Raw genomic sequence first — 14420 nt, 5'->3', positions numbered from 1 at the left:
GAGGGGCTACCGACCGTTGATCACTTAAGAATGCATCCAATATGCCAGTTTCAACGCTCAATGATCGCGGTAACCCCCTGCCCACCGGCTGCACAGATGGAAATCAGGCCGCGCCCCTTGCCCGCCGCATCCAACAGTTTGGCCAGGTTGGCGACGATACGCCCGCCTGTGGCGGCGAACGGGTGCCCGGCGGCCAGCGAACTGCCCTTGACGTTGAGCCGGCTGCGGTCAATGGCACCCAACGGCGCATCCAGCCCCAGGCGTGTTTTGCAGTAATCCGCATCTTCCCAGGCTTTGAGCGTGCACAACACCTGGGCAGCAAAGGCTTCGTGGATTTCGTAGTAATCGAAGTCCTGCAGCGTCAGGCCATTCCTTGCCAGCAAACGCGGCACCGCATACACGGGCGCCATCAACAAGCCTTCGGCGCCGTTGACGAAATCCACCGCCGCCGCCTCGCCATCGCGCAAGTACGCCAAAATCGGCAAGCCACGCTCCTTGGCCCAGGCTTCACTGCCCAGCAATACCAATGACGCACCGTCGGTGAGCGGCGTGGAATTACCGGCGGTCAGCGTGCCCTTGTCGCTGCGCTCGAATACCGGCTTGAGGCTGGCGAGTTTTTCCAGGGTCAGGTCGGCGCGCAGGTTGTTGTCGCGGGTCAGGCCCAAAAAGGGTGTCAGCAGATCGTTGTGCCAGCCTTCAGCGTAGGACGCGGCCATTTTCTGGTGGCTTTCAAGTGCCAGCTGGTCTTGCTCGGCACGCGGAATCTGCCAGGTTTGCGCCATCAGCTCACAGTGCTGGCCCATGGACAAACCCGTGCGCGGTTCACCGTTGCGCGGCAGCTCGGGCTTGAGGTGATGAGGGCGAAGTTGTAACAGCAGTTTTAATTTATCTGCCATGGATTTGCTGCGGTTGGCCTGCAGCAGAATCTTGCGCAGCCCTTCATTCACGCCGATCGGCGCGTCGGAAGTGGTATCCACCCCACCGGCAATCCCGCATTCGATCTGGCCCAGGGCGATCTTGTTGGCCACCAGCAATGCCGCCTCAAGCCCCGTGCCGCAAGCCTGTTGAATATCGTACGCCGGGGTTTGCGGCGACAGGCGTGAGCCCAGCACACATTCGCGGGTGAGGTTGAAGTCGCGGGAATGTTTGAGCACCGCTCCGGCCGCCACCTCACCGATCCGCAGGCCGTGCAGGTTGTAGCGTTCGATCAGGCCCTCCAGGGCAGCGGTCAGCATGGCCTGGTTGCTCGCTGTGGCATAGGGGCCGTTGGAGCGGGCGAAGGGAATGCGGTTACCGCCAATGATCGCTACACGGCGCAATTGAGTCATGGAAAGCTCCCTGATGGTGGTGGGTGGAATCATCAAGCCTAGCCTAGGCTCAATCGAACGACCGTTACCCATTGATGGTCCACCGTTTGAACCCCAGCACTCGGAGAGCGTTCCATGTCTGACCGTTATATCGACTTCGCCAACTCAAGCCTCGGCCATCGCCTGGTCGCCGCCATTGGCCTGCCGTCACCGGTACGCCTGGAACGCTGGCAGGCCGGACGCCTGCGCCCGGTCGAAGGCGCCCTGCTGCTCGGCGGCGGCGCGCTGGCGAACCAGGTGCAGGCCTTCGCCCACAAACTCACCGATGCCATCTACAGCTACGGCACCACAACGTCGACGTGGATTCCGGGCCACGGTCCCAAGCTCAAGGCGGTGGTGTTCGATGCCAGTGACCTGCAATACACCGACCAGCTCAAGCAGTTGCGTGAGTTCTTCCAGCCCTTGTTGAAAAACCTGGATAACAGCGCGCACCTGGTGATTCTCGGCCGTGCGCCGGAGAGCCTCAGCGACCCGTTCGCCGCCAGCGCACAACGGGCCCTGGAGGGTTTCAGCCGCTCGTTGGCCAAGGAACTGCGCAACGGCGGCGTGGCGCAGTTGCTGTATGTCGGCGACGGTGCCGAGGAGCAGTTGGAAGGCGCACTGCGGTTTTTCCTCTCGCCTAAAAGCGCCTATATCTCCGGCCAGGTCATTCGCCTGCAAGCCTGCGTCACTGCGGTCGAGGATTGGACTCGCCCTCTCGCCGGGCGCAAGGCCCTGGTGACCGGTGCCGCCCGAGGTATTGGCGCGTCCATTGCTGAAACCCTCGCCCGCGACGGTGCAGAGGTGATCCTGCTCGACGTGCCCCAGGCCAAGTCGGATCTCGAAGCCCTCGCCGCCCGCCTAGGGGCACGTACCCTCGTGCTGGATATCTGCGCAGAAGACGCCGCCACGCGGCTGATCGAACAACTGCCGGATGGCCTCGATATCCTGGTGCACAATGCCGGTATCACTCGCGACAAAACCCTGGCGAACATGACCCCGGAATATTGGGACGCGGTACTGGCGGTCAATCTCAATGCACCCCAGGTGCTGACCAAGGCGTTGCTCGACAGCGGCACCCTGCATGACAACGCCCGCGTGGTGCTGCTGGCCTCCATCAGTGGCATTGCCGGCAACCGTGGGCAAACCAACTATGCCGCGAGCAAGGCCGGCTTGATCGGGTTGGCGCAGGCGTGGGCGCCGTTGCTGAAGGAACGCGGGATCAGCATCAACGCAGTGGCACCCGGGTTTATCGAAACCCAGATGACCGCGCATATTCCCTTCGCCCTGCGTGAAGCCGGGCGGCGCATGAGTTCGTTGGGCCAGGGCGGCCTGCCCCAAGACGTGGCTGAGGCCGTGGCCTGGCTTGGCCAACCGGGCTCTGGTGCGGTCAGCGGCCAAGCCTTGCGCGTGTGTGGGCAAAGCCTGCTGGGAGCCTGAACATGGAATGGCAGACACTCGACCGCACCCCGCCTCTGCCGCCGCTGTACTGGCGGGCCGCGCTCAAGCGCAAGATCACCGGCGACACCCTGCCCGATGCAGGACTGCGCTGTCACATTCGCCTGAACCCCACGGAGGTGGCCGCCTATCGCCAGGTCTGCGGGTTCGCTGACAGTTCGGTCCTGCCAGGGACTTATCCGCATATCCTGGCGTTTGGCTTGCAGATGCAATTACTCACCGACAAACAGTTTCCCTTTCCTTTGCTGGGGCTGATTCACCTGAGCAATCGGATCCGTATCCATCGTCCGCTGGGAGGCGTGAGCAATGTGCTGATCAGCGTGTACGCGCACAACCTGCGGCCCCATGCCAAGGGGGCGACCTTTGATATTGTGACCACGGTCGAGGATTCACTGGGACTGTTGTGGGAGGCGGATAGCCGTATGCTCTGCCGCGCAGTGAAACTCGAAGGCGACGCCCAGGAAGAGCATTTGTCGGTAACCGATAACGTCAGCGAACTGGCCCGCTGGAAGGCGCCCGCCGATATTGGCCGCCGATACGCTCGGGTATCGGGCGATTACAACCCGATCCACCTGAGCGCATTGACGGCCAGGCTCTTCGGGTTCCCCCAGGCTATCGCCCATGGGCTGTGGAATACCGCCCGGACACTGGCCGCATTGCACGAGCATTTGCCCGCCGCCAATGTCGAGATAGACGTCGAATTCAAAAAGCCGGTGCGCCTGCCCAGTGAAGTTGTATTACTCACCACGGCTGCGGGTTCCAGTGGCGAGTTGCAACTCAAGGGGGCCGGCGACATTCAACATATGCTCAGCAAGTGGCGACCTATTGCGTGAACCACAGGAATTAATTGTATATAAACCCTAAGTTATAGCGGACGCTTCGGCGTCCGCTTTTTTTTTACTTAACTCATTGTTCTTCATGAAAGAACCCCATCCAAAAGCCCTCTATTTTACATACTTGGTATTAGTCATTAAGCCAACTAACGCCGCGCCTATATAAATCGTTAATACCAAGTTGAGCATTGCGAGAAAGAGCACTCAGGTCTGTGATTAACCCACGGACAAACGTATGCCTATCCCTAGAAATAGTCGACGTTTGAAACAACCAAGGTTGTACAGGTGCAAGGGAACTCAATCATGAAAACTCAAACTCAAGTAGTGCTATGGAAAGCAAGTACCGCGCTGGCCCTGGTCATGGCGATGAGCCTTGGCGGCTGCAGCAGCGGTGGCGGCGGCCATCACAGCAGTGTGGCGGCGTCTTCCCCGGATGCGGGTGCGGGAAGTGGTAGTGGAGGCACAGGTGGCGGTAGTGGGACTGGAAGCGGCACTGGCGGTACCGGCGGTGGCACTGCTGGCACTGGCGGCGGCACTGACGGCACCGGCGGTGGCACTGCTGGCACTGGCGGCGGCACTGACGGCACCGGCGGTGGCACTGACGGCACCGGCGGTGGCACTGGCGGCACCGGCGGCGGTACTGGCGGCATCGGCGGTGGCACTGCTGGTACTGGCGGCGGCACTGGCGGCACCGGCGGCGGTACTGGCGGCACCGGCGGTGGCACTGGCGGCACCGGTTCGACAACCACCCCGCTGGTCACAGGCCAGATCGCAGGCACGCTGGGCACTACCGTCGGTAACGTCGGTGCTGCCGTCGGCGATCTTGGCTCGACACTCAACGGCGTCCCCGTCGTCGGTGTTACGGCCGGTGGCCTCGTCACCGCGACCGGCAATGCCGTCACCAGCATCGGCAGCGGCGTGACCAATGGCCTGGGTACCCTGGGCACCAACAGCAATGCGCTGGGCACCACCGTCGCCGGCATCGGTACTGGCGTGGCCAACCTCGGCACCGGCGTGTCGAACACCGGCAGCACCCTGGGCACCACGTTGGGTGGCGTGCCAGTCGTCGGCGGGTTGACCGGCGGCGTCGGCACCGCAGCGGGGGGGCTGGTGAGTAACGTTGGCCAAGCCGTGACCATGCTCGGCGATACCCTGAGTACCGCCAGCACCACCGGACCACTGGGCAGCGCAACCAACACCCTGAGCAGGAGTGCACTGGTACCGGTGGTTTCCCTGGTGGAAAACACTACTGGCAACCTCGGTAGAGCTACCGGCCTGGGCACTCCGCTCAACGGCCTGCTGAATCAAGTCGGCTCGACCGTTACTGGCGTAGGCGGCCAAGTCGCCGGTGCCGGCGGCGCAGGCAACCCTGTCACCACGGCGGCCGGCGGCGCGCTGGCCAGCGTCGGTGGCGTGCTCAACCAGTCGGGTGGCTATGTTGCGCCCGCCGGCGGTGCCGCTGCTCCCGGCTTGCCGGAACTGGTCGGCGGTGTAGTCGCCAACGTAGGTAACGGCCTGACGGCCGGCAGTACTAACGGCACAGTCGGTACTGCGGGTGTCACCGGTGGGGCACTGGGCAATACCGTGGCCTCGCTGGGCACTGTCATCGGCGGCACCGGCGTCGCCAATACCGCCCCCACGACGCCAGTCGCAGGCTTGGCGACCAACGTCGGCACAGCGCTGGCCCCGGTCACCAACGGCGTCACCAGCCTGACGCAAAACGTCGGCACCACCACCGGCATCGGCGCTCCGGTCAACGGTCTGGTCACCCAGGTCGGCGGCGCTGTCAGCAGCCTGGGCACCAACCTGACCACCGCCAACGCCAACCCGGTCACCAACGCCGTAGGCACGACGGTAACGTCGCTCGGCAACACCGTAGGCTCAGTGGGTGGCTTGGTCACCGGCGGAACCGGCAGCACGGGTGGCGGCCTGCTCGGTGGCTTGAACGTCGGCGCCAGCACCACGACCAACACCTCGGTCAACGGCAGTGCCAGCACCGGGACAACGGGTGGCCTGGGAGGCTTGCTGAACGGCCTGACAGGCCCTAATTAGAATTGCACCTGGCCGATTAGACGGCCTCCCCTCCAGCGCCTACGCTTGGTTGAGACGAGAGACCCTGAGTAAGTCTCTCGTCTTTTTTATGGGCCGGCCTTGTCGAACAACGCCTGGTCCTCCCGAACCGAGTCCCAGAACCCGGCGGGCCCGAGACGCTGCTGCAGTTGACCATGGAGTGTCCTATGCGCGTGTTCACACCGTTGTTAGTCCTTTCCCTCAGTGCTTACGCCCAAGCCGAGAGCCTGCCCAACTTTCTCAACAGCAACGACACCATCCGCAACCTGCCGGTGCCTAACCTGCCCGCCGACGCCTACCGACCGGTCACGCCCAAGACCCAGGTGCCGGAGGCCCCCGCTTCCCAGGGCCAGCCTCTGTTGATGGACACCAAAATCACCATCCGCAAGCTGCAGATCGAGGGCGGCACGATCTACCCGCTCGGCGAGACCGCCAAAGCCTACTCGGCGTTGATCGGTCATGAGACCAACCTGGCGCAATTGATCGAAGCCACCCGCAGCATCACCCGTCGTTATCAAGAGGACGGTTACCTGCTGTCCTACGCCTTCCTGCCGCAACAGAACTTTGAAAACGGCCTGGTACGCGTGGTGCTGGTGGAGGGTTACATCAAGGACTACCAACAAAGCAGCGACATCGGTTCGGTGTCGGCCTATGTCGATAAACTGGCGAACAAACTCCTCGCCGAACGCCCACTTACACGCAAGACGTTCGAGCGCTATACCACGCTCATGGGGCGTATCCCCGGCGTGACGCTGCAAGCGCAAGTACCGCCGCCTGGGACCACCGATGGCGCCGCGCACATGGTGATCCAGGCCAGCCGCAAACCCTTCACCACCAGCATGAGCCTGGTGGAAGACAACCGCAGCGGCACCCAAGCGTTGCTCACCGCCACCAGCAATGCCCAGACATCCATGGGCGAACAGCTCAACGTCAGCGGCCTGTTCCCGCCCGGCGACGACAAAAAGCACTATTACCGCGTGGGCTACAGCCAGTTCATCAATGCCGAAGGCAGCCAGCTTGTGCTGGGGGCCGAACGTTATCGCGCCGACCCCAAAAGCAATATCCAGCTGGACGGCGGCTTCGAACTCAAGCCGCACCAGTCGATCGATCGCTACACCATCGGCCTCAGCCACCCACTGATCGCCTCGCCCACCGAATCCTTGACCCTGGGCGCGCGCCTGTATGCGGTGGACCAAACCACACGCTATCAACTGGTGGGCTACCCCAACCGCTTCGATATCGAAACCAACCTGCGCGCGCTGGCGTTCGAAGGTGACTGGCGCAAGGCCGACGCCCGGCAATTGCGCATCCTCAGCGCCGGTCTGTATCAGGGTATCAACGGCCTGGGCGCCAGGACCCACAGTGATCTGACCAGTACCACGCCTGACCTCGACTTCTTCCGCCTGCGCCTCTCCGGCGTGCAGAGCGACAAGTTCTTCGATAACTGACAAGGGGTACTGTCGGGCGCGTTCTACTGGAGCGATGCCACCCTGCCCGACAGCGAACGCGCCACCTTCGGCGGGCAGAACTTCGGCCGTGGCTACCCTGACGACCAGGCTTCCGGTGACAAGGGTTGGGGCGTGGCGTACGAGGTCAACTACAGCTTCAACCGCGCCGGTGACTGGGTGAAGGTGCTGCAACCCTACGTTGTGCTCGATCGTGCCAAGACCTGGTTCAACACCCTGCCGGTCAAGGGCAACGACATGTCATCGGCGGCCGTGGGCCTGCGTTTTGGCGATAACAAGTACTACAACATCGCGCTGGAAGCCTCCAAACCCATGTCGGATATCGCCCTCGACAGCCTCAACCGGCGGCCGCGGTATACGCTGAGCTTCAGCTATCAGCTCTGATGATTGTAGTGAGCGGGCTTGCCCCGCGCTGGGTGGCGAAGCCGCCCCAAAGCCGGCCAACTCCGGTTTTCTGAAACACCGTGGCGTCCTTGTTGGGGCTGCTGCGCAGCCCAGCGCGGGGCGAGCCCGCTCACTACAAGGGGTGTTTGATCAGGGGGAAGAGGTTGTTGAGGGTATCGATCAAGCGCACCAGGTAGATGGGCTTGCGAAACAGATCCAGCACCTGCAAACGCAGCATATCGCTGACATCATCCATCTGAGCATGCCCCGACATCACGATCACCGGCAAGTGCTGGCGCTCAGTGTGTTCGCGCAGGCGCTTGATCAGTGAGATACCACTTTCCTCGGGCATGCTCAGGTCGGTGATGACCAGGGCGATGTCCGGGTTCAGGGTCAACTCCTGCAAGGCGAGGGTGACGGAGGTGGCGGTAAAGCAAACGAAGCCCTCGTTCTCCAGCGACTCGGCCAGTTCTACGAGGGCATCTTCTTCGTCGTCCACCAACAGGATTTGTTGGCGAAAAGGTGCAGTTGCAGCATTCATGGGTACTACCTAGCGTTGCCAAACAATGACGTGTGTACTCACCGATGCTGTCTGAAGCTCAGGTTATAGCGGTCGTGATTTTAGCAATGAACGTCGTGATCTGCGGCCCCAGGGTCGCCCCCGCCGCCAGTACGACCAGCGCCACGATAGCCACGAGAATGAGGTATTCAATCGCCGTAGCGCCGTCTTTGCGATACAACAGCAATAGTAGCTGGTTACGCACTTTCATCAACAGATCAAGGACCATAGCACTTCTCCTCAGTCGCAGGATACGGTCTGGAACTCAGGTCAGGGCAGTGTTGATTTTACCGAAGAAGGTCGTGATTTTAGGTCCCAGGGTTGTCCCGGCAGCCAGGATCACCAGGGCCACGATGGCTACCAGAATCAGGTACTCAATCGCCGTAGCGCCGTCTTTGCGCTGAAAAAGCAACTGAAGTTGAATATGAAGTTTTACCAACAACTCAAGGATCATCGTACTTCTCCTCAGGCGCTGGGCGCCTTATCAGCACGCCGCACAGTAATTGCGATGTGCCATCTGAGCATTGTCAACAAACCCCAGCCTCACAACTGTAAGAACTGATTAATCACAAAGTAGGGGGTTACTTTATTGACGCCTTAATTCCGTGGTTTTCAACGTCATCCCGCCCTTCGCACAAGAAAACTTGCTGTCAGTAATGGCATTTTGTCCTAGCTGAACTACCTTCAAATAGCGAAATAGTTAGTCACAGGTTCATAGCAGCCGCGTTGCGAAATTAGCCCGCTCGGAGAGACGGGTGTGTCGTGCAACAGCAAAGGGAGCGCCGTCATGAACACGCGTCTGAGCATGGTGTTGGCCGGGGTGCTTCTGCTCGGTGCGCTGTTTGCCGGTTATTGGGGATTGGTCCTGAGCCGGGCGCCTGTACCGGCACCGCCTCCCCCGGTCCCCCAGGCAGCACCTGTCGAAAAAGCCGTTACCGTGGTGGAAGACCAGACCCGCCAACCGGTGGTGGTACTGGCCCGCGACGTCCCACCCTTTGTGCCCCTGAGCGCCGCCGATCTCGCGGTGGAAAAACTGCGTACCGTACCGGCCGGCAGCATGAGCAGCGTCGACCAGGCCATCGGCCGCACGCCTTGGCGAGCCCTGCGGGCAGGCACCTGGTTGAATGAAGACAGTTTCACCCCAGGTGGCCCGCTGGCGCGAATGATTCGCCCCGACGAACGCGCACTGGCCGTAGCCGTGGATGAAGTGATTGGCGCGGCCGGCCAACTGAGCCCCGGTGATTATGTGGACGTATTGCTGTACCTGCGCCAGGACGCCGCCAACCTCGAACAATCGGCCCAGGTGGTGGTGCCCGCCATGCGTTTGCTCAGCGTCGGCGATCAAATGGGCTTGAGCAATGATGGCACCCCAGCCTCCCCGCCTGCGCTCACCGCCGAGGAACGAGCCCAGCGTCGCGGCCCGCCACGCACCGTGGTGCTGGCGGTGCCCGAGGCCCTGCTGAGCCGCCTGATGCTCGCCACCCAAGCCGGCACTTTACGCCTGGCAGTACGCAGTGCCGACGAACGTTTACTGGGCCAATACTGGGCCGGCGAAAGCGATGTGCCGGGCAAGGTGCAAAGCGCCAACCGCGACCTCTATCAGTTCACGCAACTGGCCTTCGCCCAAGCGCCGAAAAAACTCGTCCAGGGCAGCCCACGTCGCACCGGTATCGAGGTGATCCGCGGCAATCAAGCCACCCAACAAACGCCTGACTGAACAAGGATGCCCTGCATGAACCGACGTTTCGCACCCGTGTTCACGCTGAAAATCGCCTGTGCCCTGCTGCTGTCGAACCTGTCCGTGGAACTGGCCGTGGCTGCCCCTGGCAATTGCGCCAGCCTGGGTCAGCTACCCGCCGCCCTGTCGGTGGGTGAAGGCTTGCAACAGGAACTGCAATCACCGGTAGCCATCACCCGCCTGGCGATTGGTGACCCGAAAATTGCCGACGTCCACCTCAACGGCGACCGGGGTTTCCTGCTGACCGGCGTCGCCTCCGGCACCACCAGCCTGATGGTCTGGACCGCCTGTTCGAACACGCCGCGCCAGAGCATGGTGTTCGTCAAGGGCAAGGCCATCTCGGCGCTGACCAGCCTGTCGTTGTCGCCATCGGAAGACCCCTTGCTGCCCAGCCAGGTACAGACCGATATCCGTTTTGTCGAGGTCAGCCGCACCAAGCTCAAGGAGGCCAGCACCAAGATTCTGGGCAATGGTAAAAACTTCTTCCTGGGCAGCCCCAGCCTGGTATCGCCTTCCGAAGGGGTCTTCAAACTGCCGGTGAGCCCCGACAACTTCAATATCGGGTTTGGCGGGGGGCGCGTATCCGCGATGATCAATGCCCTGGAAAGCAGCGGGTTCGCCTATACCCTGGCACGTCCAAGCCTGGTGGCCATGAGCGGCCAGAGTGCGACCTTCCTGGCGGGCGGCGAGGTGCCGATCCCGGTGCCGAGCAGCGCCAGCAACAATATCTCGATCGAATACAAAGAGTTCGGCATCCGCCTGACCTTGACCCCGACCGTGATCGACCGTAACCGGATCTCCCTCAAAGTCGCACCGGAAGTCAGTGAGCTGGACTACACCAACGCGGTGGTCATCGACAATATCAAGGTCCCGGCCCTGACCATTCGCCGCACGGACACCAGCGTGTCCCTGGCAGACGGTGAAAGCTTCGTGATCAGCGGGCTGATCAGCAGTAGCAACACCACCAGCATCAGCAAGTTTCCCGGCCTGGGTGACATCCCGATCCTGGGCGCGTTCTTTCGCGATTCCAACATCAATCGCCAGGACAAGGAACTGCTGATGATCGTCACCCCGCACCTGGTGCAGCCGTTGGCGGCCAATGCCCAGTTGCCGTCCTTGCCAGGCGAGAAACTGCGTAATTACGACCCGAACTGGTATCGCCTGTACTTCCTGGAAAACGGCAACTTCGACCGACTCAACGGACTGTCCCAATGAGCGATAGCCTGAGCCAGACGTTCCTGGCAATCACGCGCAACACCACCGACCTGGAATGGCTGCAGGGCGCGCTGGCCCCACTTGGCCAAGTGGTCAGCGCCGGCAGCGGCACCCTGGACGAACTGCTTGCCTTGGTCGATGTGACCTTCGCCGGCCTGGTGTTTATCGGCCTTGACCGCGAACACGTGGTGGCCCAAAGCGCGTTGATCGAAGGCGCCCTGGAAGCCAAACCGATGCTCGCCATCGTCGCCCTCGGTGACGGCATGGACAACCAGCTGGTACTCAATGCCATGCGCGCCGGCGCGCGGGATTTTGTCGCCTACGGCTCGCGCTCCAGCGAAGTGGCCGGGCTGGTAAGGCGCCTGAGCAAACGCCTGCCGCCGGTCACCACCAACACCCAGCTGGGTGGCCTCAGCGTGCTGTATGGCACCCAAGGCAATGCCGATGGCGCACTGTTGGCCAGCCACCTGGCGCTGGTCGTACAAAAGAGTGGTCAGCACACCTTGCTGCTGGACTTGGGCCTGCCCCGAGGTGACAGCCTGGCGCTGCTGGGGCTGGAAAGCTCGTTCCATTTCGGCGATGCCCTGCGCCACCTGCGACGGTTGGACACGACCCTGATCAACAGCGCATTCACCAGCGCGCAAGACGGCCTGCGCATCCTGGCCTACGCCCCCAACGATGAGCCCCTGGAGCGCACCAGCGCCGCCGAGTTGTACATGCTGCTCAGCGCGTTGCGCCAACATTTCCAGCACATTGTGGTGAACCTGGTTGGCCAACCGGACAGCGAAGCCCTGCGCACCTTCGTCAGCCATTGCGACAAGCTGTTGTGGTACACCGACCAGAGCGTGCTGGACTGCCGACGCAACCTCGCGGTGCTGAACCTGTGGCGCGAAAAGGGCATGAAGCTGGAGCACGCCAAACTGTTGGTCGACAGCTACCTCAAGAGCTGTGCACCGGACGCCGAAACCCTGGGCAAAAGCTTTGGCCTGGAGGTGATTGCCGTGCTGCCGCTGAGCCCGGACGTGCGCCTGAATGCAAAAAACCAGGGCCAGACCTTGTTCGCCCTGGCGCCACGCGAACCCCTGACCCAGGGTCTGAAAACCCTCGGAGAGCGCCTGGCAAAACGTTCGGCAGGCAACGAACAACCCTCCAACAAATGGCTTGATCGCCTGTTGAGAGCCGGCAAATGAACAGTGAAAAACTTTTCGGTGCCCCTACCGCAGGCTTCGGTAGCAACACCGAGCACGACGGGCTCAAGCTGGTGTTCCATCGCTACATCATCGATGCCATCGAGGAGTCGGGGAAAAACCTGCTGGAAGGTTCTCGCCAGTTGCTGGCGCAGTTTGTCATCGACAAAGTGGCCGAATACAGCAACCGCATGCACTTGGCGATCTCCCGCTATGAGATGGAACGCCTGGCCGAAGAAATCGTCGACGAGCTGACCGGCTTCGGCCCGCTGGAAGTGCTGCTGCGCGACCCATCCGTCACCGAGATCCTGGTCAACGGCCCGCACCGGGTGTTTATAGAACGCGACGGCCTGCTGCACCAGAGCGACCTGCGGTTCATCGACGCGCACCATGTGGAGCGCGTGATGCAACGCATCCTCGCGCCCCTCGGGCGACGCCTGGACGAGTCCTCGCCCATGGTCGATGCGCGCCTGCCCGATGGCAGCCGGGTCAACGCGATCATCCCGCCGATAGCCCTGGACGGGCCATGCCTGTCGATTCGCAAGTTTCGCAAGGACATGCTCAAGAGCAGCGACCTGGTGGCCATGCAGACCATCGACCAGAACATCTTCGACTTCTTCCAGGAGGCCGTGGGCAAGCGTTGCAACATCCTCATCAGCGGCGGCACCGGCACCGGCAAAACCACATTGCTGAACATCCTCAGCCAACTGATCAACCCCCATGAACGGCTGGTGACCATCGAAGACGTGGCCGAACTGCAACTGGGCCACCCCCATGTGGTGCGCCTGGAAACCCGCCCGCCGAATGCCGAGGGGCATGGCGAGGTCAAGGCCAGCGACCTGATCCGCAACGCCCTGCGGATGCGCCCCGACCGCATCATCCTGGGTGAGATCCGTGGCGTGGAAGTGCTCGATGTCCTCACCGCCATGAACACCGGCCACGACGGTTCCATGAGTACCGTGCATGCCAACAACGCCGCCGATGCCCTGCTGCGCCTGGAAACACTGGTGGGCCTGACTGGCCGGACGGTGGCGGAAAAAACCCTGCGCCAAATGATCTGTGCGGCGCTGGATGTGGTGATTCAACTGACCCGCCTGCCCGACGGCCGCCGCTGTGTGAGCGAAGTGGTCGAGGTGGTGGGCATTCGCGAAGACGTGTACGTGACCAACACGCTGTTCCGCCATGACCGGCGAACCGGCTTCGGCTTCCTGCGCGAGGCGGTCAACCCGGCCGGTGAAAAGCTGCGCCGCGAACCGGCATTGCCGTGAAAGGGATTCGACCATGACTGGGGCCATCCTGCTGCTGATTTGCCTGATCCTGACCGGCCTGTCGATTCGATCGTTTTACCATGGCCTGCGCCGCGCCCAGACCGAACGCGTATTGGACCGCCTTGCCGAAGGCCAGCCCAAGCTCGCCGAAGAAGCCAGCCACTGGAACGGCCTGGAGCGCATGTTCCTGCGCGCAGGCTTGGGCAAACCCAGTGACAGCCTGGGGCTGTGGCTGGCGTTGTGGGCCCTGGGCGTCGCGTTGGGGTTGATGGTTGCCGGCTGGTTTGGCCTGGTGATGATGCTGCTGGTGCCACCGCTGTTGCTGCGTTTGTACCTCGCCTGGCGGTATCAGCGGCTCATCAAGCGCATGATCGAACAGCTGCCGCAGTTGCTCGATCACACCGTACGCAGCCTCAAGGCCGGGCGCACCTTGACCGACGCGGTGCTGGGCGGCATCGAGGTCAGCGAAGACCCACTGAAAAAAGCCATGGGCCGCATCCAGCGCAACGTGCAGTTGGGCGTCAGCCTGCCGGAGTCGACGCATGACTTTGCCGAATTCTATGAGCGCGACGAATTTCGCCTGTTCGCGTTGGGCTTGAAGGTTAACCACCGCTATGGCGGCAACGCCAGCGAGCTGTTGGAAAACCTGATCAAGATGATCCGCGAACGCGAGCAAGCCGCCCGTCAGCTGCGCGCCCTGACCGGCGAAACTCGGGTGACCGCCTATGTCCTCACCGCCCTGCCCATTTCCATGGTGGGCTACTTCCTGGCAGTGAACCCCGCGTACCTGATGACCATGTGGAACGACGACACGGGTCGCCTGTTGCTGTTCGTGGCCCTGGCCATGCAGCTCATGGGTTGCTTCACCTTATGGCGTATGTTGCGGAGTGTATGAC

12 protein-coding genes and 1 pseudogene are annotated in these 14420 nt (G+C 62.1%); 9 read left to right on the top strand and 4 right to left on the bottom strand.

The features are described 5' to 3' along the window. Nucleotides 1-50 precede the first annotated feature (50 nt). A complete protein-coding gene (locus DK870_RS02720; RefSeq protein WP_060755727.1) occupies nucleotides 51-1328 on the bottom strand; it encodes an acetyl-CoA C-acetyltransferase in 1278 nt (425 codons plus the stop codon). Between the two features lie 114 nt (nucleotides 1329-1442). Here DK870_RS02720 and DK870_RS02715 point away from each other — a divergent pair, with 114 nt between their 5' ends. The 4 genes and pseudogenes from DK870_RS02715 (at nucleotide 1443) to DK870_RS02700 (ending at nucleotide 7557) form a co-directional block, all read left to right on the top strand. Next, nucleotides 1443-2786, top strand: a complete 1344-nt coding sequence (locus DK870_RS02715; protein ID WP_161547824.1) for a 3-oxoacyl-ACP reductase — start codon at nucleotides 1443-1445, stop codon at nucleotides 2784-2786. Nucleotides 2787-2788: 2 nt separating this feature from the next. Continuing rightward, nucleotides 2789-3637, top strand: coding sequence for a MaoC/PaaZ C-terminal domain-containing protein (locus tag DK870_RS02710; RefSeq protein ID WP_161547823.1), 849 nt, complete (start codon nucleotides 2789-2791; stop codon nucleotides 3635-3637). Between the two features lie 303 nt (nucleotides 3638-3940). Next, nucleotides 3941-5689: a collagen-like triple helix repeat-containing protein gene (locus tag DK870_RS02705; RefSeq protein WP_256679793.1), complete on the top strand. Its 1749-nt coding sequence runs from the start codon at nucleotides 3941-3943 to the stop codon at nucleotides 5687-5689. A 185-nt stretch (nucleotides 5690-5874) separates the two neighbouring features. Next, a pseudogene (locus DK870_RS02700) lies at nucleotides 5875-7557 on the top strand (ShlB/FhaC/HecB family hemolysin secretion/activation protein). A 133-nt stretch (nucleotides 7558-7690) separates the two neighbouring features. Here the strand turns inward: DK870_RS02700 and DK870_RS02695 are convergent. The 3 genes from DK870_RS02695 to DK870_RS02685 are packed head-to-tail and all read right to left on the bottom strand — an operon-like array spanning nucleotide 7691 to nucleotide 8570. Further along, nucleotides 7691-8098 carry a response regulator gene (locus DK870_RS02695; RefSeq protein WP_060755723.1) on the bottom strand — a complete coding sequence of 136 codons (408 nt, stop codon included), beginning with the start codon at nucleotides 8096-8098 and terminating at the stop codon, nucleotides 7691-7693. Between the two features lie 58 nt (nucleotides 8099-8156). After that, entirely contained in the window at nucleotides 8157-8345 is a 189-nt protein-coding gene (locus DK870_RS02690; protein WP_161547822.1) for a Flp family type IVb pilin, read from the bottom strand. Between the two features lie 36 nt (nucleotides 8346-8381). Beyond that, nucleotides 8382-8570, bottom strand: coding sequence for a Flp family type IVb pilin (locus DK870_RS02685; protein ID WP_060755721.1), 189 nt, complete (start codon nucleotides 8568-8570; stop codon nucleotides 8382-8384). A gap of 333 nt (nucleotides 8571-8903) precedes the next feature. Between DK870_RS02685 and cpaB the strand changes: the two genes are divergently transcribed. From cpaB to DK870_RS02660, 5 genes are read left to right on the top strand one after another with little or no spacing between them, the layout of a single operon-like run. Then, nucleotides 8904-9833 carry a Flp pilus assembly protein CpaB gene (gene cpaB / locus DK870_RS02680; RefSeq protein ID WP_161547821.1) on the top strand — a complete coding sequence of 310 codons (930 nt, stop codon included), beginning with the start codon at nucleotides 8904-8906 and terminating at the stop codon, nucleotides 9831-9833. A gap of 15 nt (nucleotides 9834-9848) precedes the next feature. Beyond that, nucleotides 9849-11069, top strand: a complete 1221-nt coding sequence (locus DK870_RS02675; protein WP_060755719.1) for a type II and III secretion system protein family protein — start codon at nucleotides 9849-9851, stop codon at nucleotides 11067-11069. Further along, nucleotides 11066-12259 carry a pilus assembly protein gene (locus DK870_RS02670; protein ID WP_060755718.1) on the top strand — a complete coding sequence of 398 codons (1194 nt, stop codon included), beginning with the start codon at nucleotides 11066-11068 and terminating at the stop codon, nucleotides 12257-12259. Before DK870_RS02675 ends, DK870_RS02670 begins: the two co-directional genes overlap by 4 nt. Beyond that, nucleotides 12256-13524, top strand: a complete 1269-nt coding sequence (locus DK870_RS02665; RefSeq protein WP_104995412.1) for a CpaF family protein — start codon at nucleotides 12256-12258, stop codon at nucleotides 13522-13524. The genes DK870_RS02670 and DK870_RS02665 overlap by 4 nt, the downstream gene beginning before the upstream one ends. A gap of 13 nt (nucleotides 13525-13537) precedes the next feature. Next, complete coding sequence (locus DK870_RS02660; RefSeq protein ID WP_060755716.1) at nucleotides 13538-14419, top strand: type II secretion system F family protein; 882 nt, start codon at nucleotides 13538-13540, stop codon at nucleotides 14417-14419. The last annotated feature ends 1 nt before the right edge of the window (nucleotide 14420 follow it).

The sequence above is a fragment of the Pseudomonas sp. Q1 genome (assembly GCF_009935975.1).
GTDB lineage: Bacteria > Pseudomonadota > Gammaproteobacteria > Pseudomonadales > Pseudomonadaceae > Aquipseudomonas > Aquipseudomonas palleroniana.
Note: the sequence above shows the minus strand (reverse complement) of the source record. Positions and strands in the feature narration are given on the sequence as shown.

What these genes read in the sequence shown, in the direction of transcription:
- DK870_RS02720 (WP_060755727.1), bottom strand. Translation starts at nt 1,328, where the DNA reads ATGACTCAATTGCGCCGTGTAGCGATCATTGGCGGTAACCGCATTCCC.
- DK870_RS02715 (WP_161547824.1), top strand. Translation starts at nt 1,443, where the DNA reads ATGTCTGACCGTTATATCGACTTCGCCAACTCAAGCCTCGGCCATCGC.
- DK870_RS02710 (WP_161547823.1), top strand. Translation starts at nt 2,789, where the DNA reads ATGGAATGGCAGACACTCGACCGCACCCCGCCTCTGCCGCCGCTGTAC.
- DK870_RS02705 (WP_256679793.1), top strand. Translation starts at nt 3,941, where the DNA reads ATGAAAACTCAAACTCAAGTAGTGCTATGGAAAGCAAGTACCGCGCTG.
- DK870_RS02695 (WP_060755723.1), bottom strand. Translation starts at nt 8,098, where the DNA reads ATGAATGCTGCAACTGCACCTTTTCGCCAACAAATCCTGTTGGTGGAC.
- DK870_RS02690 (WP_161547822.1), bottom strand. Translation starts at nt 8,345, where the DNA reads ATGGTCCTTGATCTGTTGATGAAAGTGCGTAACCAGCTACTATTGCTG.
- DK870_RS02685 (WP_060755721.1), bottom strand. Translation starts at nt 8,570, where the DNA reads ATGATCCTTGAGTTGTTGGTAAAACTTCATATTCAACTTCAGTTGCTT.
- cpaB (WP_161547821.1), top strand. Translation starts at nt 8,904, where the DNA reads ATGAACACGCGTCTGAGCATGGTGTTGGCCGGGGTGCTTCTGCTCGGT.
- DK870_RS02675 (WP_060755719.1), top strand. Translation starts at nt 9,849, where the DNA reads ATGAACCGACGTTTCGCACCCGTGTTCACGCTGAAAATCGCCTGTGCC.
- DK870_RS02670 (WP_060755718.1), top strand. Translation starts at nt 11,066, where the DNA reads ATGAGCGATAGCCTGAGCCAGACGTTCCTGGCAATCACGCGCAACACC.
- DK870_RS02665 (WP_104995412.1), top strand. Translation starts at nt 12,256, where the DNA reads ATGAACAGTGAAAAACTTTTCGGTGCCCCTACCGCAGGCTTCGGTAGC.
- DK870_RS02660 (WP_060755716.1), top strand. Translation starts at nt 13,538, where the DNA reads ATGACTGGGGCCATCCTGCTGCTGATTTGCCTGATCCTGACCGGCCTG.